Below are 26,965 nucleotides of genomic sequence, written 5' to 3'. Positions count from 1 at the left end.
GATACTAGTGCTAACACTTAATCTTGGTATTCGTGCCCATGATTTAGGTCAACTAAGCCTAGCGGAATTATGTAAGCAATTAAAAGACTATCAATTTACCAATATTCAATTTGCGATTAAAAAATCTTTTCCAAAATATGTACCTTCCCTTCAGAGTCTTTCACCAGGAATAGCAAGCTTTTTTGGCGACTACTTTGCTAACAACGGGATAAAAATTAGCACATTAGGCTGCTATGTTAATATTTCAAGCAGAGATCTTGCTGTTCGCAAAGAGGCATTAGAAAGCTTTAAAACCCATATACAACTTGCCCGAGACTTTCGTGCTAGCCTCGTTGGTACAGAAACTGGCAGTGTTGGAGAGGGCTTTACGCCTGAAAACTTCACAGAAGAAGCTTATCAAATCGCAAGGAGCTCTGTGCTGGAATTAGTAGAGTATGCTGAACATTTTGGAGTAACTATTGGAATTGAGGCTGGACTTAACCACCCTCTCTATTCTGCTGCTTTAGCGAAGCGTTTAGTAGACGAGGTACAGTCCCCTCATTTAAAAATTATTCTAGATGGAGCGAATTTAATAAACCTTGATAATGTATCAGAAAGCGATTTTATTCTTAATGAGGCATTAGACTTATTACATGAGCATATTGCAATGATTCATTTAAAGGATTTAACCGTTAATAAAGGACAAATAGAGATTGTCCCTGTTGGCAAGGGAATGCTAAATTTTGAGCCAATTCTAGCATACTTAAAGGACAACAGACCTTTTCTTCATGCTACTTTAGAAGAAACGCAAGGGGAAGCAATTAGACCTGCAATCGATTATTTAAAGGAAATGTATTACCGTTTATAAGGAATTTTTTAAGCTGTGAAATTCCTTGAATGTCTCTGACAGCCATTCTGAGGAAAAATTAAAACAACATTCATTGTAGCTCATCGATTATCCACCATAAAAAACGCAAATAAAATTGCTGTGATTGAGAACGGAAGCTGTATCGAATTTGGTACATATGATGAACTAATGATCAAAAGGGGAAAATTTTTTCAATTAAAACAACTACAAAGCTAGTAAAAAAGGAGTTCCGTTTTAACGTAAGTAGTTCAGATAACGTGGAGAAAACTTAAAATCACAGCCCCAAAAACATACGTTTTCGCAACGTAAATAGCAAGCGAATTAACAATACAATTAACGCAACAAAAAAAGCTTGGGATATCCCAAGCTTTTTTATAGAATGTGTTGTTCTTATTCAATTAAAGCCCCCGATTGTTTAAGTACATTTCTTCACAAACTAATCTTGTCAATTAACTTTTGTATTGCACTGACTACCACTTCTGGTTCATCATTTTGAATATAATGAGCACTGTTTTCAGCAATCACCAATTCACTTTCAGAGGAAATACCAAGAATCGATTCCTGCATTTCATTCCATAACTCTTGTGATTCCTTTGAATAATGAGTTTTTTTACCAGCTGAAAGAACAATAAGTGGGACATTTAATTTAAGTTTAGTATCTTTTAACTGCTTTAGGCTTTCCATAAATTCATTATAATTGCCTTCATACACGAATTGCTTGTTGTATGCTTGTTGAAATTCTTGTGACATTGTTGGGAGAAACCTTTCTCTGTAATCTTCAGGCGTAGAGTCAACCAAAACAAGTCCACAAACTTCATTTTGATATTCAGTTGCAAATATTCGCATATTAACTCCACCAAATGAATGACCTACTAATATGTAGGGAGGTTTAATCCTGGCTTCTTTAAGAAGTTCCTTCAATTCTTTTACCATCTCAATGCTGGTTCGGGGGTTAGAACTTTTTTCACTTTTCCCAAGCCCTGCTCTATCATAAATTAGAACATAGAGAGCATTGAAATATCCCTAATTACTGAATCCCAAGCCTTGGAAAAATCTCCATATCCAGCATCCATAATGACAGTTGGTTTTCCGTTATTTTCTCCCACCAATTTAGTATAAATTTTACACCCACTTATTTGCACAAACATTTCTTTAGCCATCTATTAATTTCCTTTCATTATGCCAACTTATGCTACCCGCCATCGGTTGCGGTAAGTGAAATCTTCACAACTCTATCTATTTTTTAAGAAAGGGGCATAATTAGCAAAAGTGCTTTTTACTCATTAATAAAATTCGTATTAGTCAATCTAGGTAATATTGTTTTTAATTCAATTATATCATCTATTATTACTTCAGCTTGAGAAAGTTCATCTTCTTGAGCAAAATCAAAATTGCATCCAATTGAAACTAAGTCATTATCTTTAGCGGCATTAATATCAGATAATCGGTCCCCAACAACTGCTCCATATGTAATATTATATTTTACTAATATTGTCCGAACCAAGTCTGATTTATTTAACGACTCAATTTGTTGTATACTAAAGGTTTCAGTAACCCAATTATCCAAATTATAGTAATTAACGATTGCTTTTAAATATTCCGATAAACCATTGCTTGCTATGTAAATTGAATAATTATTTTCTTTTAAATAACTGAAAACTTCCTTAACGTTTGGATATAACTCACCTTTTCCACTTCTTATATTTTCAATTAATCTTTCCAGAAAATAAGCATCAGTTTGTTTTCTTACTTCATTGGAATGATTAGGTAGCAATGCTTCCCAGACTTTTGGTAAAGGTACACCCATAATTTGACGGTATTTATCTATTGGTGTTACTGTATCCCATTTATTTAATGACCGTAAATGGTTGAAAGTATCCTCAAGTGATAGTTCTAAAATTTTATCTGTTTGAAACAGTGTTCCATCCATATCAAAAATAATTGATTGTGACATTGTGTTCTCTCCCAATTTAAAAATTTCTGTTTTTCTCCTCCTGTTTATCATAGAAAGAAAAAAGAATTATTAACTATTCTGGCAAGTCTGCCGCATCAGTTAATATTTGCGTAATCTAATCTTATTTCTCCAACTCTATCGCCTTCTATCAACCAAAATTCAATAGTTACATCATATTTATGGTCAACATAACCTATAATATCAACCCCTTGTTCGCTTCTTTTGTAATAACTTGATCCATACAAAGCAATAATCTCTCTTTTCGTACTCCCAATTTCAATTCCTTTTGCTGTTTTAAGACGGGTGTTTTTCTTTACTCCATCTGATTCATTAATTATTATCCGAATTATATCCCCTTTGTTTTTCCCACTGTTAATGGAGGCAGTTTCTAATCCACCTTCCCAATGATAATAATCATATAAATCATTGTCTTCCATGGAAAGTGGCTTTCCAAAACGTTTTATAAAAGATTGATTTTTAATATTATCGTTTAGTCGTACATGCCCAAAAGATTCATTTGAAAGGTCGATTGAATCAGTATGCTTAAAGTAATAGCTTCGTCCCTCTGTTAAGAAGGGAACTATTCGGTAGCCTAGAATAGCAATTAATATAATTAATGCAATCAATAGAAAAATATTTACTCTCATTCTTCCCACCTTGTTTATTTTCTTAAGTATTATCTCAATTTTTCCCATAATTAATTATATTTTACCTAGAATTTCTATGTATGTAAATACATTTTTTTACAGACGTATTGGAACTCCAAAATAATTCAATTGTACATTTATGCCTAGTTTGATAACTAAGATGTCTTATTTTACTATTCACTATGGACTTGTAAATCATTTTCACTTAAACTATTCTGCGAGGTTTGTGACACAAAAGATTCTCTTCATTTATTATGCTACCAGGATTGTTTCTAAATAAAAAAAAAGTTCCCAAATGAGAACCTTATCTTTGCTCTTAAAACTCTTTTAATCACCAATAATTCTTTTCAAAAAATTTTATTATTTCATTTTTATAACCAAATTTATCAATAATTTGTTGTAGTAATTCTATTTCATGGGAATGAGTTTTTCTGTCTCGAGCGTTTCTCGATATAAGTCAATAAAAGGAAGGTTTTTACTAACAGCATTGTTTAGTTCCTTTTCAACATCATAGGAAACTTTTTTAAACCTCACTTCAGCAATCCCTGTCTCATCAATTTCAAGAATTGCATAAAAATGCCAGTTTCTGCCATAAGCTAGGTTTCTAACTATTAAAGGATTGCTATCCCGATTGCTTATTTATATGAGTTGATGATTCCATAATAAACCAAATCTAAATAATGATTATCCTTCTTTACCTGATCAATTAGTACCCCTTCTTCCCTCATCCCTAGTTTTTGCATAACTCTTCCTGAGGCTGGATTTGTTTTAAAGTAACGAGCAAATACTTTGTGTAGGTGTTTTTCATTAAATGCAAACCATAAAATTGCTTGCGCTGCCTCTGTTGCATATCCATTTCCCCAAAATTCTTCACCAATCCAGTATGCTATTTCACCATTGTTAAACTTCTGATTGCTTAATAGTGCTATAGCTCCATATAGCTCACCATTTTCCTTATCAGTTATTGCAAACTCATAAGACATTTCATTATTATAATTTTCAAGATGGTTTTGGATCCAAGATTTAGCATCATCCACTGAATATGGATAGGGTAAATAAAGTGTATTTTTATAAATATTATAGTTATTACAAAGGTTGGCTACATTTACTACATCAGATTCGTGGAATAATCTAATTACTAGCCTTTCAGTAGTAATCATCTTATTGCTTTCATCATATTTCATAATAAGAGTCCCCCATGACGAAATGGTTTCTAATTTCTATAAATAAAAAGACAATATCTAATTTTAGATATTGCCTACATTTATCATAATAACTATTCTCCAATTAAAAGGAAAAACCTTCTTCCACAAACCTGCCCCTTTTCTACCATAAGCAAGATTCCACTTATTACAGGAATGCTGCCCTGTTAGTACCATAACCAAAAACGGTAATAATCCTTCATGGATTATTACCCCGATAGTTCTATGAGGGTCCCAAATTTATTATAAATTCTTTTTAAATAAAACCCTATCTTGATTTGGTCCGTCATAGTCCTTATACACGGGAACTCCATCTACGACTGCATCTCCTTGTTCAATATCAAAACCCATATTAGTATGAAAGGAAATTGAAACTTTATTGATAGGTGAAGTTACACAACGGATTATATTACCACCTTTTTGTTTAACCACATAAAAAAATTTGTTGTAGAGTGTTTTTCCTACATTGTGTTTTCTATATTCTGGATGTACTCCAACGAAATGAATATACGCCTCTTCAGACTTTGATTGTGATAAAAACCCAATAAGAAATCCTACTATTTTCCCATCTTTTTCAGCAATAAAACTTGTATCTGTAAAATGATCAAAAAAGAGCTTTGGTAACTTATCTGCCATTTGTCTTCCTCCCCACCATTGATTTAGTAATGGCGAGATTTCATAGTAATCTAAACTGTATACTGAACGAATCTCCATTTTTAATCTCCCTACACTTGTATGTTATATTTACCCAATCCCACAATTATTACCAATTTTGGCACATCTATTATTCACTCTAGTTCAACTATCCAACTTTAGTAAGAAATGCGATACCTTTTAGTAAAAGTATCGCACCCATTAATTTTTGTGAGATATTGTACAATCTTAGATTTTTATTCTATTCAACTTCTTGAACGAATCCTAGTTCATTCCCGTCTAAATCACGAATTGTAAATTTTTCCTTAACCCCATGGGGTTAAGGAAAGTTCCTCAATTATATTTACGTTATCTTTTATTTCTTTCCAAAATGATTCAACATCTGAAACATCAAAATTAAACCTTCCGTATGATGGAAAATTTTCATCCTCCATAATAGCGAATACGTCAGCTTCAAAGTGTGCATAGTTGGGTTTTTCTGGTGGCCAAGTACCAGCGACTTTAAATCCTAATACAGTAGTATACCACTTCAATGCTGTATCTAAATTTTTAACATTTACTCTAACGTGTGATAACTTTGTTTTCATTATATCCTCCCTTTATCATACCAGGCTTTTTTGGGCCTATCTTCCGGATATCCAAAAGTACTTCTATATGATTTTCTTTCATTCGTGAAATCAAACCATTTTCTATTACTGCCTGGGTTATTTGCATAATCTATTACACAACGTATTTGATCCTCAACACAACTATCAGTCCATACACCCATTTTCTGTTCTAATTTGTCAAAAAGCTGAGCCCCATTTTTTTGACTTATCTCTTCTAAAGAAAAAAGTTCTAACTGGAACACCAGTTTTTCTGCTAGTTCATATCCGATAGTCGGTACTGTTTGAAATTCTGCTAAGGCTTTAACTAGCCGTGCCCTTTCAATTGAAGTCTCTAATATCTCTACAATTTGAGTTGTATTAAGTGTATGTATTTCACCTATTTTTACTTTAGCTTTTCGTAACTGTTTTTTTTCATCATTAGATAATGGTAGTTTTGGATATGAATTCAAATTATCCCTCCTATCTAAAAATAATAGATAATTGTAAACTTCGACAATTATTTTTAATATCCTCCTAATTCAACTATCCTGCCTCGTTAGTTGAAGAACTAAATTTTCATAATCTTTAAGTGTATTTTACCACATACTGTTATAAATCCTTGATTTTTCTCGCAACAGACTGATAATCACATAGTATTTTACAAGTAAATTAGCACACTAATTCGCACAATGACAATAGGCATTGTCAAGTTATTATTTTGGGTGCTATTTGTTATGATAGTTTGTTGTTAATTTCTTATAAAAACGTTGATATATCAAGGAAAATAGTTCTGCTATTTACTGTGCTAAAAGGTATGATAATCTATGTGCTATTTACGATGTTTCTCCACAAAAACTGAACTACTTAGTTTTAACGGGTCTCCTTTTTTCAAGACGTTTTCTAAAGGATTGTTATTTTTTCAATAGAAAAAAAAGAATTAGTTGGAAAAATGGAGCAGACGGAATACACGAAGACTCCTGTGGGATTATCGGGACAGTCTGAGACCCACTGAAAACGAAGTGTATTCCGTCTGCGGGTAATAGCAATAAACTTTACGAAAACAGCCTTTTTCAGAAATTCTTCCATCACAAAATAGAATAGCCACATAAAGGGAAGAAAAAAATTTTCCCCGAATTTAAATATGTTTTTAAAATTTTTTATCAGGGTAATATATTGGTACGCCTATCCCTTACATAATAAAACGCTACGAACAATTTGAAATATTCTGATAATAATGTATAATAAAGGAGATTTATTCCTTTTATTATTCTAGTAAAACAATTACCTTTGTCTTACACTGAAAGGTTTCCATTTTTAAAAGGGATAGAACATATAAACTAGCAAAGGAGATGAACATCGATTTACATTTCAATCACAAATATAATAATGAACACACGGAAAAAACATTATTATAAGAGGAGGAGAAAGTAAATAACTATGAGTGATCAATTAAATCCTGACAGTAGGAACCCAAAAACAAATCAAAAAAACAATTTAAAAATTATTGCAATTATCTCCACATTTGGTGGTCTTCTTTTTGGCTTTGATACTGGAGTAATTAATGGTGCCTTACCTTATATGGCCCGTCCAGATCAGCTTAACCTCAATGCAGTTACTGAGGGTCTCGTTGCTAGCTCCCTATTATTCGGAGCAGCTTTCGGAGCGATGTTCAGTGGTAAACTGGTAGACAGCTATGGAAGAAGAAAGGTTATTCTTTATCTTGCTGTTATCTTTCTTATTACAACACTCGGTTGTACTTTTGCACCGAATATCCCCATAATGATTACTTTCCGCTTCTTACTAGGTATCGCGGTTGGAGGAGCCTCTGTAGCTGTTCCTACTTTTCTGGCGGAAATGTCCCCAGCCGAACGCCGTGGCCAAATGGTAACACAAAATGAATTAATGATTGTTACAGGTCAATTACTTGCCTATATTACAAATGCCATTATCGGAAATACAATGGACGGAGCAGGACATGCATGGAGATATATGCTCGTCATTGCATCAATCCCTGCTATTGTTTTATGGATTGGAATGCTTGTAGTACCTGAAAGTCCGAGATGGTATGCATCGAAGGGCCGATTTAAAGAAGCTTTTCGCGTACTATTGCATATTAGAAAAGAAAAAAGAGCAAAAGCAGAATTACAGCAAATCAAGAAAGCAGTCGAATCAGAAGCAAAAGTCGAACAGGTTGGTTTCAAAGACTTGGCAGAACCATGGATTAGAAGAATTGTTTTTCTCGGCATCGGAATCGCAATCGTTCAGCAAATTACCGGTGTAAATTCGATTATGTATTATGGTACACAAATATTGCAAAATACAGGATTCACTACGGAAGTTGCCTTAATAGCAAATATAGCGAATGGAGTCATTTCTGTTTTAGCTACATTTGTAGGAATTTGGCTACTTGGACGTGTAGGTAGAAGGCCGATGCTTATTACAGGATTAATCGGTACAACAACTACCCTACTATTGATTGGAATTTTCTCCTTCACTTTAAGTGGAACAACCATTCTGCCTTATGCTGTACTTAGCATGACTGTTACTTTTTTAGCTTTCCAACAAGGTGCGATTTCCCCCGTTACATGGCTTATGCTAGCTGAAATATTTCCTTTAAAGCTTAGAGGAGTTGGAATGGGTGTTTCCGTATTTTGCTTATGGACCACAAACTTTCTCATTGGTTTAGTTTTCCCGATACTTCTCGATAATATCGGCTTATCCAATTCATTCTTTCTATTTGCGGTACTGGGTATATTTGCGATAACGTTTGTTAGCAAATTCTTGCCTGAGACAAAAGGAAAAACGTTAGAGCAATTAGAACAGTATTTCCGCGGCTTTGATAAACAACCTCGAGATGTCCGGAAAACTAAAATAGGAGAAAACCAACTACATTCTTAATTTTTACTATTTAAATAATAAAAGTTAAAGTATTTCATTAGCTTTTCAGAGAGAGTTCCCCTCAAAAAGGTAGGAACTCTCTTTCGTTTTGACAATTTGCATTTTTTTTAACGGATAATTTTACATTTGTTAAAATCAATCAACTAATTTACTGCAATTTATATAGAAGATAGATAAACTAGCATCACTTTTACTTTCCTGCGTTGAAGCGTTAAAAATAATCATTGACGAGTATCCAAATATTACAATATAATAAACTCCAAATTCAAGGAGAATGGGGAGTTCTAAGGTGAAAGAGTTTTTCAGTAAATTATTAAATGGTATGAGTATCGGAATCGTCGTTTCTTTAATCCCAAATGCATTACTTGGTGAAATATTAAAGCTCTTTATTCCTTTCTTTCCTCCGCTTCAGCACGTTTTAGATATTACTGCATTTATTATGAGCTTATTACCTGTGTTGATTGGTGTAATGGTCGGAATATCCTTCAAGCTGTCCTCAATTCAAACAGCTAGTATCGGCATTGCCGCAATGGTTGGAAGTGGTGTTGTTCAAAAAACAGCAGATGGATTATTTACCTTAAATGGCATTGGGGTCGTGATAAATACTGGTATTACCGCTGCACTTGCGGTATTATTTGTTCGCTTTGTCGGCGACCGCCTGAAAGCATATTCTATTCTTCTACTACCAACCTTATGTATTTTAATACCAGGAATGGCGGGCTATTTATTATTGCCGTATATGAAATCTACGACTGGATTAATCGGTATTGCAATCGAAAATATTACAAACCTACAACCTATCCTAATGGGTATTATTATTGCTGTCGTATTCTGTTTAATTATTCTTTCTCCTATCTCTACAGTAGGGGTGGCAACCGTTATTTCTCTGGCTGGAGTTGGTTCAGGGGCTGCAAACCTAGGAATTGTCGCAGCAGGCATTGGATTAGCAATAGCAAGCTATAAGGCAAACTCTCTAGGGACTGCATTGGCACATGTACTTGGATCACCTAAAATCCAGATGGGGAATTTCTTTATGAAACCAAAGATTGTTATCCCAATGATTATTACTGCTGCTGTATTAGGTGGATTAGCTGGCTATTTAAATATCCAAGGGACACCTTATAGCGCTGGCTTTGGATTATCAGGATTAGTCGGTCCTATGAATTTTATGCGCTTAGCAGAAGGCGGCTGGACTAGTAAAAATATTACTATAATGGTTTCTACCTTCTTAATTATTCCGTTTCTTTTAAATGTGTTCTTCCTGTACATTTTTTCAAAAAAATTAAAAATGATTAAATCGGACGACTATAAATTAAATTTTGATTGATTTTAATCCAAAAAGTAGAGGATACCAGTTAACAAACCTTGGTATCCTCTACTTTTTCTCTATTTTGCTATCGCAATAATTCCCTCTTCTTCATCGAGCACTAATTTTAACCCCATATAGGGATCCATATTTAAATACTCATCTAACCATAATCGCAGTGCTTCAATCATATTTTGAGTGATTAGCACTTGTTTACGATCTTGGACGTATGCTTCGGCAGAAAATCCATAGTCATCATCATACATTAGCTCTACTTCTACTTCCTCTGGTCGCACTTGCTTTTTTCGCGAGATATAAACACATATCGCATTAATAATATCTTGTTCCGGAATGATTAGTTTCTCCAATTATTTGCTTCCTCTCTTTTCTTGTTTCGGTAGAAAGTGAATAATTTCTTGATTAAATTGAATACCAATACAATCGCAATAATATTAATTAACAGCCCTAAAATAGATCCAAATGCTCCCATATTGGCAAAAAGACTACCAAATAATAAACCAGCAAGCCCCCCTACCATTAAACCTCTCATTAAACCGCCGCCAGAGAAGAAGCCACCTGATTTATTTGTTGTACTAGATTGATTTGATTTTGTCGTATCGTTTGTATTATTTTTCTTTTGGAAAAAGGAATTATTATTTGTATTGCTATTATTGTTGTTAAAGCTTCTTTTTCCGGACTTATAAGACTTTGCCTCAACTGTTGTAACCGAGTCTTGAAACACGATACTTACTGGTGATAAAACCAATCCTAATGTGAGAATTGCTGATAAAATTTTCTTCATTTTTATTCCTCCTGATAATTATCATCGATTTTGTATACTAAGCATACCTTAGACTTTATATTTTCCTTACCTTGTTAGTATTTGCAGGAAAAATAAAAAGCCCTCCCATTTGATTGGTAAAGGCTTTAAAAATGTATCTATTTATCCCTTTACCAAGAACGGCAAAGGTCTCGCAAACAACATCCAGTTGCCAGTTAAGCCGGCGATTTAATCGCGTATTGACGACGTAACTGTTAGCTACTCCCCTTTGGAGTATGCAATTTTTAAGTATAAATACATTTTAATATAAACAACATGTCTAGTCAACTTATATGATGAAAGCGATTGAGTCAAGTTTTTGTGGGAGTTTTTTTAGCTCCCTTTTTTATAAAGTAAAACCTCTAAGTTTGTATCCGCTTTCCAATTGGTTTTGTTCTTCCAACTGTTGATTCTCTCATTTTTTAAAAACCTTTTAATCCCTGTAAGGCAAAGTGAACGGGTTTTCCAATCGCTTGATTTAAGTATGGCATGTTCTGACGCACGGTTTCTGTTACTAATTTTGTGGGTATTTTTCTTTTCGCTCGATGCTCTTTCTTTGATTTTTCCGTGGCTTTTTCCCATTTCCCATATATCGTTTGGATGGATAGGTCATCCTTCAATCCAATCCACAAGCGCGCCATGCTCATGACCCCTTTTTTGCTCCATGCTCTTCCATTCTTTAATCGTTTGGCTAATTGATTCATCATCGCCTCTGCACTTCCCATTGGACGATACGCTGTCGTGTCCACACCTTTTTCCTGTAACCAACTACGGTAATCTTTTATGGTTTCCTGATGATGCGTTAAAAAGGCAAGGAAATGCTCTAGTTTTTCTTCTTTTTCTGGTGTATCCATTGTTCCTACTGCGCTATTCAACTCTAGAAGTAATGTTTCTACCTGGTAGTTTCTTAACGCTCTTTTCATGTAGCGGTATCGAGGATGGCTCTTCATTAGTTGCTTCATCGAACGAGCGACATGAAAACGGTCCATGGTGAAAAAGGCGCGTTCCCGAAAATACTCCCGACATGCCGTTATCCAGCCTGCTCCATCACCATTAATAATAAGCAAGGTTTGGGTAGGATCATACGCATAATGATTCTGTAAGAACGTTTCAAAGGCTTCCCAAAAGGGTTCTTTTCCTTCATAAAGAAAATGCCTTTTATTTCGGAGCCTGATTCGCTTTCCGTTTTCTTTCCATCCCTCGTGTACAGCGGCGAATTTCAACTCCCATCCACGCTTTTTCTTTTCTTGACTCTTCACATATAATCCATCTACTTCTACAAACAATACCTTTTGAAAAGGGCGTTTTTCCTTAGCGGGAAGTACGCTTGTTTGAAGAAGATGTTGCCGTAATGCTTCGTGGCTCATCGCCGAATAGCCTAAAAATTGTTCGAACGTTTCCACCGCCTTTCGATAGGAGGAGCCATTTGTCGCTAGTTCTAGCCCCCATTCTTCTAGTAGCGGACTAAATCCCTTATTCCCCTGAAACTGTATATAGTGATCTAATAGACAAATATATTTTTTAGTCACACGATCAAAATAATAATTACGCTTCAGCTCCACAGCTCCAAACGCTGTATCTAATCGTATTTCTCGTTTATCACGTAAAGCAAATCTTCTTTTGTCTCGTTGCTTGGCAATCTCTTGATCCCAATTTTCTAACGTTTGAACAAGGATTTCTTGAAACGTCATTTGTAGTGTTCGAAATAAAGTTTTTTCCAATTCTTTTAATGATGGCATTTTTATGTTACATTGATTCATGAGAGCCTCTCCTTTTCGTAGTTTTCTAGTCAAACTCTACTTTACAAAAGGAAGCTCTCTTTTTTAATACTTAATTTTTTCCAGCTACCGCGCTTTCGCTTGGTGGCCTTTTTGTCTAGTTGGGGGACGAGTCCCCCAACTAGACAAAAAGGATATTTATTCTCCCACAAACATTTTACTCATACGATGAAAGCCTATTCACATGATGAACATATAAAGAAAACTTCCATCAGCAGGAGTTCTTCCTCCTACTTATCGGATCTTAACAGACAGAGAGGGATAAATACTTCCTTAATATTCCGCTTTCTACTAAAAATTCCACCTCCTATTTTTTGTAAATACATGAATAGGATTTTGTTAATATCATAACCTAATGTATATTCCAAAATAAGTAAGTAGGTATGTAAATGAGTACAAGCTTAACCTTTCCTCAAGCAAAGTATAGTACAGCTGGTATTACCTATTTAATGCATCAAAAACCTTGTTTAGTCGCTTGGTGGTCAGCTGTTTTCCCAGGATTTGGGCATTACCTTCTTAATCAGTATGCTCGTGCGACGCTCCTAACCATTTTAGAAGTGATTATTAATACTGGTGCCCACATTAATGAAGCTATGATTTACTCCTTTTGCGGAGAAATAGAGCTAGCTAAATCGGTTATCAATATAGATTGGATGATTGGCTATATTGTTATTTATTTAATAACTATAGGGGATAGCTATCGTTCAGCCATTCAATTAAATAAATTCGTTGAACTCTCTACACCAGATTTAGCTAGTTTAGAAATATTTCCATTTGAAATACAATATTTGCAAAATAAGAGTCCTCTTTTAGGGATTCTCTATTCTCTAACATTTCCTGGATTAGGACATTTGTATAACCATCGAATATTCTTAGGATTTTATGCGATATTTTGGTGGTGGACATATGTTATACTATCTCACGCTCATAAAGCTATCGTATTGATTATTACAGGTAATTTCGATTCTTCCATTACCATTTTAAATCCACATTGGTTACTATTCATGCCTTCAGTAGTTGGGGGTTCTGTTTACCATTCGTATATTACCTGTATTCAACATAATAAGCTTGCAAATGATTCTCAACAAAAACGCTTAACAGATCGGTATGCAGGTTCCAAGTTTAGTTTAAGAGGTGCAAAGGGATGATTATAGTCGGAACCTTTCAACCATCTATCGAAATCGAGCGTGCACTTTCCGAAATAGAAGAATTAGGGATCCTTCCGGAAGAAATGATGGTACTATATATGGATGAATTCCCTCCTAAAAGCAATAAAAAAAAGGACTCTGCAGATCTACATGTTTCTTCTTTTGAAATCGGTATTGCATTTGCTACTGGTTTAGCAGTCATTGGAGCAAGCGTAGGCTTTAAATTAGTAGTAGGACCAATTTTTAGTGGAATCCTTGCAGCGATTATCGGATTTTTCAGCGGTTATTGCTTGTATTATCTTTTCCAACGAAAGAAAAAAAATAAGATGCATCCAAGCATGCCAGAAATTATTGTACTTATCCAAAGCTCAAAAGAGGATGCCCCAACCATTAAAGAAATATTATGGAGGCATAAGGCACAGAGTATTGGCATGAGAAAAAGAATGTGATATTTACGAATAATAACAAAAGCCAAAAAGCCAATGGTGATAGCTTTAGACTTCTGTAATTATTCGTTTTTTTAATGTACAGTTTTTAAACGAATTGACCAAAAGATTTTAGAAAATTTAGACATTATATACATACAATAAACAAAGGAACATGTTAATATATTGGCATGGCATATTGACGTGAGGAATGTTTACATATACTTCATTTTAGGCTGTTTTCTAAAGGATTGTTGTTTTTTCAATAGAAAAAAAGAATTAGTTGGAAAAATGGAGCAGCCGGAATACACGAAGACGCCACGGGGATTAGCGAGACAGTCTGAGACCCCGGAGGCGAAGCTGAGGAGGCTTAAGCCTAGCCCCACGGAAAGCGAAGTGTGTTCCGGCTGCGGGTAATCGCAACAAACTTTACGAAAACAGCCTTATTTTAAAAGGAGAGGAAGTTAGTATTATGAGCTTAGAAACCTTAAATAAACGCGTACAATCAGATCTAGCTTACCTTAATTATCGAGGACCAAATTGGGTTCGTCCAAAAACGCATGCAGAAGGACATGTTTTTGATGTCGTCATTGTTGGTGGCGGACAATCTGGTTTAGGAATCGCATTTGGTCTTTTACGTGAAAGAGTATCAAACATTCTTGTAATCGACGAAAATAAAGAAGGCCTAGAGGGACCATGGGAGACCTATGCCCGTATGGTCACGTTACGTACTCCTAAACATTTAACCTCTATTGATCTCGGAGTTCCTTCTCTTACTTTTCGTTCTTGGTGGGAAGCACAGTTTGGGGTAGAAGGATGGGAAAAGATTGATAAAATTCCCCGTGGAGATTGGATGAATTACCTAAGATGGTATCGGCAAACCCTTCAATTACCTGTTCAAAATGAAGTAAAGCTAACGTTAATTGAACCTTTAGAAAAGGGGCTTCATCGACTGCATATTAAAAAAAAGGGAGCTTCCTCATCCTTGCTTGCTCGAAAGGTAATTCTGGCTACTGGCATCCAAGGGGGCGGTGAATGGCATGTTCCTCCAATGATTTCTGATAATCTTCCTTCTCATTTATACGCTCATACCTCCTCACTAATTGATTTTGATTCATTAGAAGGGAAAAAAGTCGCTATATTGGGTGGTGGTGCCTCTGCTTTTGATAATGCCCATTACGCCTTATCTCAAGGGATTGCCGAAGCTCATGTTTTCGTTCGGCGCCAAAAAATGCAACGTATTAATCCTATCAGGCAAATGGAAGTGTCTGGAATGATCGAGCATTTTCCTGCCTTATCAGATAAAGATAAATATGCAGGCATTGCTCACTTTTTTCAGCATAATCAACCACCAACAAATGATACCTTTAATCGCGCATCTTCTTGGTCAGGTTTCCATCTTCACCTTAGCTCTCCATGGGTGAAAGTAACAGAAAAAGGAAAGCAAGCAGAAATAACTACCCCAAAAGGAAACTATTTATTTGATTTCTTATTCATTAGTACTGGTTTATTAACAGACCCAAAATTGCGTCCAGAGTTACACTTACTAGAAAAGCATATCGCCCGTTGGAAGGACTGCTATGCAGCTCCGGCAGAAATTGCAGCTCCTACGCTTGATGCGCATCCTTATTTGAGCCCAGGCTTCGCTTTTATTAGCCGTGACAAAGAAGGAGAACCATTGCTTCATGGCATATACTCCTTTAATTATGCTGCATTGATTAGCTGTGGCTTATCTGCTTCTGCCCTTTCTGGCATGAGATATGGGATCCCCCGTATTGTTACAGCCATTACGGATGAATTATTTTTGGATGATAAGGACGCTAACTTAAAAGATTTTTTCGAATACGATGTCGAAGAATTTACAGGGGAATGGCCTGTAAATCAAGAAGACACCTCAGAAGTTATTTAAAAAGGAAACTTCCATTAGTGTGGGGTTCCTCCCTCACTAATGGTTATTTAACCATTCAGACCCTTTACGGATAATGGTTCTTCCACCTGTTTTCCTCTAATTCTTGCAAGCTTTCGGTTGAGTCTAACTGTCCGTTAAGTGTGTGATAAACAGAGCTAGGACCCTTTTATAGGCAGTCTTAGCTTTTTTATTTGGCATGTTTTAAATACATAATATTGGGTATAAATAAAAATAATGATTATTAATTGATACATATTATCATTTAGGAGGTATTTTAATGGAAAACAAAAAAATCGAGCAGTTAAAAAAATACACCATTGATAATGAACAACAGGCTGGATTAACAACCAATCAGGGATTAAAAATGGCAGAGGATGAATTCTCCTTAAAAGCTGGACTAAGAGGTCCTACCTTAATGGAGGACTTTCACTTTCGGGAAAAAATGACTCACTTTGACCATGAAAGAATTCCTGAACGTATTGTTCACGCACGTGGAGTCGGTGCACATGGCGTTTTTCAATTATACGAATCTCTTGAAGAATACACGAAAGCCGATTTCCTAAATGATACAAATAAAACAACACCTGTTTTTGTTCGATTTTCTACTGTCCAAGGCTCTAGAGGTTCTAGTGATACTGTTCGCGATGTGCGCGGATTTGCTGTTAAATTTTATACAGACGAAGGCAATTATGATTTAGTTGGAAATAACATTCCAGTATTCTTCATCCAAGATGCAATTAAATTTCCTGATTTCGTGCACGCAGTAAAGCCGGAGCCCCATAATGAAATTCCCCAAGGAGCCAGTGCACATGATACTTTTTGGGACTTTGTTGGTCAAAACCATGAAACAGCCCATATGGTAATGTGGGCAATGAGCGATCGAGCTATCCCCCGGAGTCTCCGAATGATGGAGGGCTTTGGTGTGCATACCTTCCGACTTGTTAATAAAGAAGGAATAGCTCATTTTGTTAAGTTTCATTGGAAACCGAAACTAGGTATTCATTCTCAAGTTTGGGATGAAGCACAAAAAGCAGCTGGGAAAAATCCTGATTTCCACCGCCAGGATTTATACGAAGCGATTGAGAAAGGTGACTATCCTGAATGGGAACTTGGTCTGCAAATTATTTCTGAAGAAGATGAATTTGCATTTGATTTCGATATATTAGACCCTACAAAAATATGGCCGGAAGAAGAGGTTCCTGTTAAAATTGTTGGGAAATTAACCTTGAATCGAAATGTAGATAATTTCTTTGCGGAAACAGAACAAGTTGCTTTCCACCCTGGACATGTTGTACCTGGAATCGATTTTTCCAATGATCCATTATTACAAGGGCGTCTATTCTCTTATACAGATACCCAATTATCTAGACTGGGCGGACCTAACTTCCACCAAATTCCGATTAATAAACCAGTATGTCCTTTTCACAATAATCAAAGAGATGGCATGCATCAAATGACCATTCATCATGGACAAACAAGCTATCATAAGAATGGATTGAATAATAATCAGCCAGAACCAGTACCTGTTGATCAAGGCGGTTATGAGCATTATCAGGAAAAAGTGGATGGTGGAAAAATTAGGGGTCGCAGTGAAAGCTTCCTTGATTTCTATTCACAAGCTAAACTTTTTTATAATAGCTTAACACCATTTGAACAACAGCATGTGAGAGATGCTTTTAGTTTTGAACTTGGAAAGTGCAAATCAGAAGCAGTTAAAAACAATGCGGTAGAACTTCTCAACCGCATTGATCGCAGTATTGCAGAAGAAGTTGCTAATAACATTGGGGCAGTATTGCCTAAAGATAACCTAGAAGTAAAATCAGCCAATAAATCTCCAGCCTTAAGCATGGCCACTACTGTAAAGAAACCCGACACTCGTTGTGTTGCGATTCTTTTAAACGGAGAGCCAGATAATGCCCAATTACTTCAATGGGTTCAGGCTTTAGCAGCTAATAAAGTCAATTTTAGCATCGTTGATAAAAATCTGCATACGATAGATGGAGAATTAAAAGTAACAGACACATATGATACTGCCGATGCTAGCCTTTTTGATGCTGCATTACTTATTAGCACAAATGGCAAACTCGAGAATAAAGCCATCGAATTTATAGAAATGACTTTTAATCACTTTAAACCTCTAGGTATTTCCGTAAGTGACTATGCTGCACTAGAAAAAAGCCGAGTCACCATAAATGAACCTGGTATATTTGATCTTACTAAAGTTACCATTAATAACTTTGTTACAGGTGTAGCAGAAGCTAGATTTTGGAGTAGAACCGTATAATCGTAAAAAGATTTGCTTATATTCATCAGATATAAGCAAATCTTTTTTATTCCTCCCAAACCTTACATTTATAAGCCTTCCTTAGTGAAAACTATACTTTTACCCCGTAGACAGTACCTTATGTATCTGCTATATTAATAGTTACCAATGATAACAGTTACCTTAGATAACCATTTTCGAAAGGAGGAAAAACTTATGAAAACATCACAGCGTTTTTTTCAGCAACTATTATTGCTGTATCGACCATTTGAAAACAAACTTGTGCACGTGTTAGGAACCCACCATATTCAAAGGGCACAATGGACCATCCTGTTTTGTTTATATGAATATGGTTCTGCAACCTTAGTGGAGCTTTCTAGTTATCAAGGGGTGGAGAAACCAACGATTACAAGAACAATCCAACAGCTGGAAGCACTAGGCTACGTAGAACAGATGACAAGCCAAGATAAACGCGAGAAGAGAATGCAGTTAACCGAACTAGGAAAAGAAACGTATTTAACAGTACGTATTGCTGTCGACAAATTTGAAGAAGAAATCGTTCATAATTTAACTGAAAATGATTTAAAAGAAGCGATTCAAATTATGAGCAGTATTCGAAATAATTTATTAAAATAGGGGGATTATTTTAGTGGAAACGCCAAAGGATAAATTATGGACAAAGGAATTTATTGTTATTTCCTCTGTCAATTTCTTTTTAACGCTTATTTTTTATTTATTAATGGTAACCATCGCTGTCTTTGCAGTCGATGAATTTCATGCTACAACAAGTCAAGCTGGTTTAGTAACAGGAATCTTTATTATCGGAACGTTAATTGGCCGCCTATTTATCGGGCAGGCCATCGATCGTATTGGCCGGAAAAAAACATTAATGATCGGTCTTCTATGTTTTACGATTACTACCGGTCTCTATTTTGTAGATTTGGGTATTAATTTTCTTTTATTTAATCGATTTTTACATGGAATTACACTTGGAATTGCTAGTACTGCTGCCGGAACTATTGTGGCAGATATTATTCCATCTTCCCGAAAAGGTGAGGGAATTGGCTATTTCAGCATGAGCACCACCTTAGCAACTGCCATTGGCCCTTTCATTGGATTATTTATGAGCCAGCATACCACCTTCCAAATTATTTTTAGCTTTTGTTTTCTTTTAGGAATCATCTCTCTTTTTATTGGAATTTTAGTAACCGTACCTGAGTTAACAAAAGCTACAGTTGAAAATACAGCCGAGTCAAAGGGCTTAAAACTATCTAGCTTTTTGGAGCCAAAGGCTTTACCTATCGCTTTTATTATCCTACTTGTTTCCCTTTGCTATTCCAGCGTTCTATCCTTCATTAATTTTTATGCAAAGGAAATTAATCTCGTAGATGCAGCTAGCTTCTTTTTTATCGTCTATGCAGCAGCGATTATGGTTTCCAGACCATTTACTGGCAGACTAATGGACAGCAAGGGTGCGAATTACGTCATGTATCCTGCTATCATTCTACTTAGTGCAGGTCTGCTTTTATTAAGCCAGTCAGAAAGCAGCTTCACTTTATTATTATCTGGAGTATTCATTGGATTTGGTTTTGGTAATATGCAATCCTGTGCTCAAGCTGTAGCAGTCAAGGTGACCGCTCCTCATCGCATTGGACTTGCAACATCTACCTACTACATTTTCTTAGATGCAGGCTTAGGCTTTGGCCCATATGTACTTGGTTTCCTTATACCGCTTACTGGGTATCCTCATCTTTATATGATATTAAGCGCCCTGGCTCTTGTTGTTATCGTTCTTTATTATCTTCTTTATGGAAGATTAGAAAGAAAGACGAAAGTTTTTGCTTCATCTTCTATGTGAGAAAAGGACTGCCCTTGAATAGGCAGTCCTTTTTTGAGATTGGATCATATATTCTTGTTTTGGATCATATCCTTTTCCGGATGGATCATATTTTTCAAAATATCTATTAGGATTGAATTTTTTCTTCATATAATTCTATAATCTGTATATTCTTTATAAAACTGTTTTTCCTACTTTCATACACCAAACAAGTAGTTCCAAGCGATATAAGACGTTTTCTAAAGAAGGAAAAAAGGTAATGGATCACGTATTTCATATATAGAAGAAAATTTTAAGAGACGAATAAACACTGCCACATAAACAACTGTTATAGAATTAATAAAAAATACAGAGGTGAATAATAATGTACCCTTCCTCTCCACTTTCTTACACACATGTCCCGTCAAAAAGAAGCTTAACAGTATATGGAAATAGTACGTTGTCAATTGAACCGAATATTTGCAAGATCACACTTGGTATTAACACAGAGTCCAAAAATGTAACAACTGCCCAGCAGGAAAATGCTAGTACACACCAACAGGTTGTGACTTCTATTTTAGGTTTAGGCGTCCCTTCTGCCAATATTCAAACCATTGACTATACTATTTTTCCTCAGTATGACTACGTAGAGAATAAACAAGTTTTCAAAAGCTATAAAGTAACCCATTTGCTATCTATCCTCGTAGAAACAATTCAGCTTGCTGGTACTGTTATTGATACAGCCGTACAAAACGGTGCAAATCAAGTGACCAGTATTCACTTTGATGTTAGCAATCGTTCAGATCATTACGAGCAAGCACTTCAAAAGGCAATTAAAGATTCTTTATCAAAGGCAAAGGCAATTGCTGAAACCTTGCGCATAACAATAGACCCTATCCCAGTAAAGGTACTAGAGATTCCATCTGGATCTAATGTTCCTATCCCGCTTGCAAAAGTCTCATTTGCGGAGGTAGGAGGAGTTTCTACTAATCTAGAACCTGGACAGTTAATGATAGAAGCGAAGGTTGAAGCTAAATTTTCCTATTAAAAAGTAACATTTTTCTATTTCTAATATTTCCCTATTATTTTATAAATTCCCCTCTATTCAAAAATTGTTCTACCAATTATAATTATCTGGTAATACTACTAATATTTCCTAGGGGGAACTTATGAAAAAACTATTATCTCTTGTAATTTGCTTTTCTCTTTGCTTTACTCTATTGCCTAGTACTTCATTTGCAATAGAAACTAATGATAAGGAACTTGAAAAGTTTTTACAAGATATCGGCTGGGAAAAGGAAGCATATATTAGCTACTTAACAAGTAAAGGATGGACATTAGAAGATTTTTATTCGATTGACGAATTAGGCACTCCTCTCAGTGAAGAGTCCATTCAGCCAGTATTAATAGATTTTGAATTAACAAGAGAAGAATTAAATGAACTTCTTATTGAAAATGGGGATATAGATAAAGGTCAAGATGTTCTTGACGGAGAATATCTTATTTTCGCGGAAGAACTTTATGATTTTGTTGACTTTTATATCAACGGTGAGTTTGGTACTCCAATTGATGAACAAAATCTTCAAGAGTTACTAACTAAGTACGGCTTTGCATCAAAAGAGGAGCTAGAGGCCTTTTTAATAAACAACAATGATTCCTTAGATGATTACGAATACATTGAGGACCTTGATTATATGGTTGATCTCTATAAGAATGGTTTATTTACAGATGAAGAAATTTTTGGCTTATTCGATGAAATCGGATTAACAGAAGCAGAAATTGAAAATCTATTAAACCATTTGGAGAAACTAGATTTTGAGGACCCTACTGTCTTAGATCGTTTACTCGTCCTTAGTGATCGAATGATTGCTTTTGAAGAATTTGAATCGGCGGATGAATTAACTGCGGAACAAATTAGCGAGCTATTAAGTATTTTCACAGAATTACTTGATATTTTTCAAATTGATATTCAGTACTACCTTGTAAAAGATGGGCAAAAAGAGCAAATATCAATAAATAATCTATTATCCTTACAATCTACGAATGGTGCTGATTTACTATTAGAGATTTATAGTAAAGAAGGACAATTTTTAGCTGATATTCTTTTTACGGCTGAAATGTTTGGTAGTGAAGTGATTAAAGAAACCGGAAAAGATTTGCAAGAAGCAAAGGAGATTATTGCAAAAACTGCTGATGCAAAGAAAACGGTGAAAAAACCTCAAACGATACAAACAGTAAAAGGCGCAAAGCTTCCAAAAACAGCAGCAAATTATGTACAGAATATATTGATTGGAACAGTAATTATGATAGCTGGTCTGTTCCTATTACAAAGATCTCGTAAAAAAGAGATTTAACATGAGAACAAAAAGAAAGAAATGGAGAAGTCAAAGACAGAAGCACCATGTGATTCTATCTGTTGCAGCTGTTATCCTCGTAGGATTTGGTATATGGTTCAGCACTACAAATGCGTATACTTTTCTTAAAGGATACTTTCTCTTTCAATCTGCACAAATAACTTCTGCTGAAACACCAAAAAAAATTAAGGAAAATATACAAGAAGAAACCAAGAATAAAGAGCTATATTCCTCTCGTCCAAATGTTGGCGATAATATCGGTAAGCTGTATATTCCTAAATTAGAGATGGAACTCCCCATCTACCATGGGACAAATGAAGATGAATTAGAAAAAGGAATTGGACATTTCGCAGGAAGTGTTTTACCAGGCGAAAAGGATAATTCTGTACTTTCCGGGCATCGTGACACTGTTTTTCGCCGTCTTGGAGAAGTAGGTAAGGGAGATTTACTTGTTGTAACCACCTCTGCAGGGGAATTTACTTACAAAATAAAAAATGTACGAATTGTCGATAAGGAAGATCGGTCAGTGATCGTTCCAAAACCAAAAGCAACATTAACTGTTTCTACCTGCTATCCCTTTCAATATATTGGTGCTGCACCAGAAAGGTATATTTTGGTATCCGAATTAATTGATTCAACTATATATTAATAGCAGATCTAAAGCCTTGTATCTTAAGATATAAGGTTTTCTCTTACTCCTCTCCACTTTTCCACACATATTCTACCTCTTCACAAAAAATGAGAACGCTTCAATTATAATTTCTTATTAGATGAAAATCTTTGACATCTTAGCAAAAATAATGTAAAGTACCTAATGGTCGAACATTTTTAGATCATACCGACCTTAATATTCGTGTTTAGGAGTGTATTTAATGGATAACGTGTTTGATTACGAAGATATACAATTAATTCCGGCTAAATGTATTGTAGAAAGCCGTTCAGAATGTGATACAACCGTAACACTTGGCGGTCATACATTTAAGCTACCCGTAGTTCCTGCCAATATGCAAACCATTATTGATGAAAAAATTGCAGTATATTTAGCTGAGAATGGCTATTTCTATATTATGCACCGTTTCCAGCCAGAAACACGCAAGACTTTTATACGTGATATGCAATCTCGTGAATTGATTGCCTCTATCAGTGTTGGTGTAAAATCAGAAGAATATGACTTTATTTTACAATTAGCAGAGGAAAACCTCGTTCCTGAATTTATTACAATTGATATTGCTCATGGTCATTCGAATGCAGTGATTGCGATGATTAAGCATATCAAGATGCATTTACCTAATAGCTTCGTCATTGCTGGTAATGTGGGAACTCCTGAAGCAGTGAGAGAACTAGAGCACGCAGGTGCAGATGCAACAAAAGTAGGAATCGGCCCTGGAAAAGTATGTATTACAAAAATTAAAACAGGTTTTGGAACAGGTGGTTGGCAGTTAGCTGCATTGCGCTGGTGTGCAAAAGCTGCGAGTAAGCCAATTATCGCAGACGGTGGTATCCGTACACATGGTGATATCGCAAAATCTGTACGTTTTGGAGCAACAATGGTTATGATTGGTTCATTATTTGCTGGACATGAAGAGTCTCCAGGTGAAACAACCGAAAAAGAAGGGAAACTATATAAAGAGTATTTCGGCTCTGCTTCTGAGTTTCAAAAGGGAGAAAAGAAAAATGTCGAAGGCAAAAAAATGTTTGTAGAGCATAAAGGCTCTCTGCAAGATACATTAACAGAAATGGAACAAGATCTTCAATCTTCCATCTCTTATGCTGGCGGCAAAAAGTTAGATGCCATTCGCAATGTTGATTATGTTATCGTTAAAAACTCTATTTTTAATGGAGATAAGCACTAGTGTTGCATAAATGTTGTTAGAATATTCAGTTTAAATATGTCCCCTGTTAAGAGCCAAAAAAGTAAATACCCAACTAAAGGTGGATCCATCCATTTGGAAATTTTTTTACAATTAGACTTAAGAGACGACGACAATTTGTTTATTAAGGAATGGTTTTTCCTTCAATCTTTCGAAGCCAAATATGTGCTGGTTTCCACAAAGCTGCCCGTAAATATCGGCTAATTTGTAGGGTTTTTCGTTTACTTTTTGTCTCGATTTGTGCGAGAACATGCAGGCAAAAAACAATAAGTGCGATAAACACTTGATTCTGAATTGCCCATTCGCTTTGGCCGTAAAACTTTTTGATATGGAGATGTTGTTTAATCCATTTGAAAAATAACTCAATCGCCCAGCGTGATTTATACATCTTTGAGATTTCTTCAGCACTTAAATCAAAACGATTTGTGATTAAATGAAGCTCATTTCCTTTTGAATCAATCACTTTTAGAAGACGAAAGTAATTTTCGGCACGGTTTTGCGTCGTACCAATCAACACCATTTGATCCGACAAAACAGATGTATTCTCGGGTAGTTTAAAATCGTAAACCTCCCGTATGACTGCGTTTTTTCGCAGCCTAGAAAGGAAAAAGTAGCCGTCATCTGTCATCCGATCAAAGCGTTCGTAGTCTAAGTAACCACGGTCAAACACATACATACATTCCTTGTCATCAACCATTACTTCAAGCTGACCGCGGTCATGTTCTTTGGCCGTTGTCATAATGGCCTTTTCGGGATAGGATATACCTTTTTCCATAAACACAAGGCGTAAGTGCAATTTAACACCCGCTTTTGTTTTGCGGAATTTTGCCCATTTATGATTAGTCAAATTGAGAGGCAATGTGCTTGAATCAATGATTTTTAATGGCATCACAAGTTTCGTGTTGTGCGTTTTGGCATGAATTTGTGAAACTAAATCAAGGAAAAGCTTTTGGAATAAGTCTGGATTCATGCCATTTAAACGGCGTGAGAGTTGGGAAATACTGATAGAATCAAGATCAATGCCCTTTTGCAGTTGATCATCGAAAAGACAATCGCTCAGCGCATGCAGACTTTCGACTTCTTCTAGCTGCGCAAAAAGTAATAATTTTAGAAATGACTCTGTCGTTAGTTTTTTCGTATAGAAATCTAATTTCAACGTTTTCACGTTTTCTTCAAATAATTGAAGATTTATTGGTGAAAACCATTGTCCAAATGAAGTTTTTCGTGTAATCTTGTCCATGAGATTGGTCCTTTTTTAGTGGATTTGGACGGGTTACCACCTGACTTATCCATTATAAAGGACTTTTTCTATGCATAAAATAATAAAAGTGAACATTTCGAGTATTTTTAATAGTGAAATTAAATTAATGCAACACTAGTGGGAGATAAGGTATATTAATTTTCAAGAAAAACAGAGAAGGACTTACTCAATAAGTCCTTCTCTGTTTTTTACAGAAACACCCAGTTAAATAGTGACATAGATTCATAATCAAAGTATAATATAGTTAACCTCTAGAATTACCTCTTATAATCCCCAAAATAGAAAAAGAAAGGTTGATTGAATTTTTATGAAGAGCTTTTCCTTCCACACAAACCACCGCGAACGGTCGAAATCCCCAGAAACGAGAATTAAACTCATCCCACTTACCGGCACACAAAGCAGAAGCGAGATACTAAAGAAAATAGAAATTAGCTCCCAATTTAATATGCGATATAGAGGACTGTTTGAGTATTACGGCGATGACTTAATTGCTTATAAAAAAGAAAATCCTACTGATTTTTTCCGTAATGAATTTCTCCGAACCTTCTCCAGTTATCTGACCGACTACCTAGAAGATAACATGCCCACCTCTTGGCATAAATGCAAAAAATCTTTCATCGAGTTACTCCTTTACATTCACTTACCTAATGCTTTAAAAATCTCCAAAGAAAGCGATAGTATCCAATACTTTATCTCCGAATTTAAAAAGTTTTCCATATGGCTAGACCACAGGGAGAAAACGACATGGACAAAGATGTTAACTCCTTATGAACAGACGATTAATGAGCTACAGTTATGCGAGGAATTGTTAAATAGATTATATCTCCAAATGTATCCTCAATTTTTCGAATCAGATTGGAATTATCAAGAAGATTTAACAAAGGTTAGCCAACGCCTAGAGGAATGTAAGGAGGTGAAGGATAATTTCTTTCAAATAACCAATATAGATGGAAACACCGTTTATCTTTCCAATATCCATACAAATAAACAATTTCAAGTAAATAAAATTCCTGTTGATGAACAGTTTCTCGGGATAATTCTGCATGGCTCTATCGGGCGCTTAGAAGGTCAAGCAACTTGGTCTCTACTTCTTACAGCAGGAGTATATCCAAAGCGGGCAAAGAGGTATTTAACCTTTAGAGAAAAATAACGAGAGGTAATATAATAAAAAAGTATGAAAAAAGACATTGAGTAAATGCTCAATGTCCTTTTTCGTTCTTCTAAA

At 35.4% G+C, this 26,965-nt stretch carries 24 protein-coding genes and 2 pseudogenes; 14 read left to right on the top strand and 12 right to left on the bottom strand.

The window, feature by feature from the left end; translation table 11 throughout:
- The first annotated feature begins 7 nt into the window (after positions 1-7).
- Positions 8-847: a sugar phosphate isomerase/epimerase family protein gene (locus tag NST60_RS12330; protein WP_016201644.1), complete on the top strand. Its 840-nt coding sequence runs from the start codon at positions 8-10 to the stop codon at positions 845-847.
- 429 nt (positions 848-1,276) lie between these two features.
- On the opposite strand, the pseudogene NST60_RS12325 reads toward NST60_RS12330, so the two are convergent.
- The 8 genes and pseudogenes from NST60_RS12325 to NST60_RS12290 form a co-directional block, all read right to left on the bottom strand.
- Positions 1,277-2,007: pseudogene (locus NST60_RS12325) on the bottom strand (alpha/beta fold hydrolase).
- A 116-nt stretch (positions 2,008-2,123) separates the two neighbouring features.
- Entirely contained in the window at positions 2,124-2,801 is a 678-nt protein-coding gene (locus NST60_RS12320; protein ID WP_016201642.1) for an HAD hydrolase-like protein, read from the bottom strand.
- Positions 2,802-2,896: 95 nt separating this feature from the next.
- On the bottom strand, positions 2,897-3,448 hold the full coding sequence (locus NST60_RS12315; RefSeq protein WP_205835685.1) for a hypothetical protein: 552 nt from the start codon (positions 3,446-3,448) through the stop codon (positions 2,897-2,899).
- Positions 3,449-3,779: 331 nt separating this feature from the next.
- Positions 3,780-4,021: pseudogene (locus NST60_RS12310) on the bottom strand (metallophosphoesterase family protein); the annotation flags it as partial.
- A 62-nt stretch (positions 4,022-4,083) separates the two neighbouring features.
- The gene (locus NST60_RS12305) at positions 4,084-4,632 is read right to left on the bottom strand and encodes a GNAT family N-acetyltransferase (protein ID WP_224428056.1); all 549 of its coding nucleotides are present in this window, start codon (positions 4,630-4,632) and stop codon (positions 4,084-4,086) included.
- A gap of 261 nt (positions 4,633-4,893) precedes the next feature.
- Positions 4,894-5,364 (bottom strand): GNAT family N-acetyltransferase, encoded by a 471-nt coding sequence (locus NST60_RS12300; protein ID WP_169189451.1) that lies wholly within the window; start codon positions 5,362-5,364, stop codon positions 4,894-4,896.
- Positions 5,365-5,609: 245 nt separating this feature from the next.
- Positions 5,610-5,891 carry a VOC family protein gene (locus NST60_RS12295; protein WP_016201637.1) on the bottom strand — a complete coding sequence of 94 codons (282 nt, stop codon included), beginning with the start codon at positions 5,889-5,891 and terminating at the stop codon, positions 5,610-5,612.
- Complete coding sequence (locus tag NST60_RS12290) at positions 5,891-6,361, bottom strand: helix-hairpin-helix domain-containing protein (protein ID WP_169189453.1); 471 nt, start codon at positions 6,359-6,361, stop codon at positions 5,891-5,893. Before NST60_RS12290 ends, NST60_RS12295 begins: the two co-directional genes overlap by 1 nt.
- A 967-nt stretch (positions 6,362-7,328) precedes the next feature.
- On the opposite strand from NST60_RS12290, the gene NST60_RS12285 reads away from it, so the two are divergent.
- Both NST60_RS12285 and NST60_RS12280 read left to right on the top strand, forming a co-directional pair.
- Complete coding sequence (locus tag NST60_RS12285; RefSeq protein ID WP_341098855.1) at positions 7,329-8,789, top strand: sugar porter family MFS transporter; 1,461 nt, start codon at positions 7,329-7,331, stop codon at positions 8,787-8,789.
- Positions 8,790-9,078: 289 nt separating this feature from the next.
- Positions 9,079-10,116 (top strand): PTS transporter subunit IIC, encoded by a 1,038-nt coding sequence (locus NST60_RS12280; RefSeq protein WP_016201634.1) that lies wholly within the window; start codon positions 9,079-9,081, stop codon positions 10,114-10,116.
- 59 nt (positions 10,117-10,175) lie between these two features.
- On the opposite strand, the gene NST60_RS12275 is transcribed toward NST60_RS12280, so the two are convergent.
- From NST60_RS12275 to NST60_RS12265, 3 genes are all read right to left on the bottom strand, one after another.
- A complete protein-coding gene (locus NST60_RS12275) occupies positions 10,176-10,463 on the bottom strand; it encodes a YxcD family protein (RefSeq protein WP_016201633.1) in 288 nt (95 codons plus the stop codon).
- Positions 10,451-10,897, bottom strand: a complete 447-nt coding sequence (locus NST60_RS12270; protein ID WP_016201632.1) for a hypothetical protein — start codon at positions 10,895-10,897, stop codon at positions 10,451-10,453. The genes NST60_RS12275 and NST60_RS12270 overlap by 13 nt, the downstream gene beginning before the upstream one ends.
- A gap of 440 nt (positions 10,898-11,337) precedes the next feature.
- A complete protein-coding gene (locus NST60_RS12265; RefSeq protein ID WP_341097941.1) occupies positions 11,338-12,675 on the bottom strand; it encodes an ISLre2 family transposase in 1,338 nt (445 codons plus the stop codon).
- Positions 12,676-13,082: 407 nt separating this feature from the next.
- Here NST60_RS12265 and NST60_RS12260 point away from each other — a divergent pair, with 407 nt between their 5' ends.
- The 10 genes from NST60_RS12260 to guaC all read left to right on the top strand — a co-directional run bounded on the left by NST60_RS12260 (position 13,083) and on the right by guaC (position 24,461).
- The gene (locus tag NST60_RS12260) at positions 13,083-13,841 is read left to right on the top strand and encodes a hypothetical protein (RefSeq protein WP_016201631.1); all 759 of its coding nucleotides are present in this window, start codon (positions 13,083-13,085) and stop codon (positions 13,839-13,841) included.
- Positions 13,838-14,290, top strand: coding sequence for a hypothetical protein (locus tag NST60_RS12255; protein WP_101728789.1), 453 nt, complete (start codon positions 13,838-13,840; stop codon positions 14,288-14,290). The genes NST60_RS12260 and NST60_RS12255 overlap by 4 nt, the downstream gene beginning before the upstream one ends.
- Positions 14,291-14,738: 448 nt before the next feature.
- A complete protein-coding gene (locus NST60_RS12250; RefSeq protein ID WP_341098854.1) occupies positions 14,739-16,175 on the top strand; it encodes an NAD(P)/FAD-dependent oxidoreductase in 1,437 nt (478 codons plus the stop codon).
- A 277-nt stretch (positions 16,176-16,452) separates the two neighbouring features.
- The gene (locus NST60_RS12245; RefSeq protein WP_341098853.1) at positions 16,453-18,459 is read left to right on the top strand and encodes a catalase; all 2,007 of its coding nucleotides are present in this window, start codon (positions 16,453-16,455) and stop codon (positions 18,457-18,459) included.
- Positions 18,460-18,654: 195 nt separating this feature from the next.
- On the top strand, positions 18,655-19,074 hold the full coding sequence (locus NST60_RS12240; RefSeq protein ID WP_016201627.1) for a MarR family winged helix-turn-helix transcriptional regulator: 420 nt from the start codon (positions 18,655-18,657) through the stop codon (positions 19,072-19,074).
- A gap of 13 nt (positions 19,075-19,087) precedes the next feature.
- Positions 19,088-20,296 carry an MFS transporter gene (locus NST60_RS12235; protein WP_341098852.1) on the top strand — a complete coding sequence of 403 codons (1,209 nt, stop codon included), beginning with the start codon at positions 19,088-19,090 and terminating at the stop codon, positions 20,294-20,296.
- A gap of 343 nt (positions 20,297-20,639) precedes the next feature.
- Positions 20,640-21,302, top strand: coding sequence for an SIMPL domain-containing protein (locus tag NST60_RS12230; RefSeq protein WP_254415922.1), 663 nt, complete (start codon positions 20,640-20,642; stop codon positions 21,300-21,302).
- Positions 21,303-21,423: 121 nt separating this feature from the next.
- The gene (locus tag NST60_RS12225) at positions 21,424-22,608 is read left to right on the top strand and encodes a processed acidic surface protein (protein ID WP_016201624.1); all 1,185 of its coding nucleotides are present in this window, start codon (positions 21,424-21,426) and stop codon (positions 22,606-22,608) included.
- Between the two features lies 1 nt (position 22,609).
- Positions 22,610-23,257, top strand: a complete 648-nt coding sequence (locus NST60_RS12220; protein ID WP_016201623.1) for a class D sortase — start codon at positions 22,610-22,612, stop codon at positions 23,255-23,257.
- A 223-nt stretch (positions 23,258-23,480) separates the two neighbouring features.
- Complete coding sequence (gene guaC / locus NST60_RS12215; protein ID WP_341098851.1) at positions 23,481-24,461, top strand: GMP reductase; 981 nt, start codon at positions 23,481-23,483, stop codon at positions 24,459-24,461.
- Positions 24,462-24,603: 142 nt separating this feature from the next.
- Here the strand turns inward: guaC and NST60_RS12210 are convergent, their stop codons facing one another.
- Positions 24,604-25,719, bottom strand: a complete 1,116-nt coding sequence (locus tag NST60_RS12210) for an IS4 family transposase (protein ID WP_100525938.1) — start codon at positions 25,717-25,719, stop codon at positions 24,604-24,606.
- A gap of 328 nt (positions 25,720-26,047) precedes the next feature.
- Between NST60_RS12210 and NST60_RS12205 the strand changes: the two genes are divergently transcribed.
- Positions 26,048-26,890 carry a hypothetical protein gene (locus tag NST60_RS12205; protein ID WP_212117636.1) on the top strand — a complete coding sequence of 281 codons (843 nt, stop codon included), beginning with the start codon at positions 26,048-26,050 and terminating at the stop codon, positions 26,888-26,890.
- Positions 26,891-26,965 lie beyond the last annotated feature (75 nt).

Origin of the sequence: Niallia sp. FSL W8-1348, from assembly GCF_038006745.1 — a bacterium.
Lineage (GTDB): Bacteria > Bacillota > Bacilli > Bacillales > Cytobacillaceae > Niallia > Niallia alba.
Note: the sequence above shows the minus strand (reverse complement) of the source record. Positions and strands in the feature narration are given on the sequence as shown.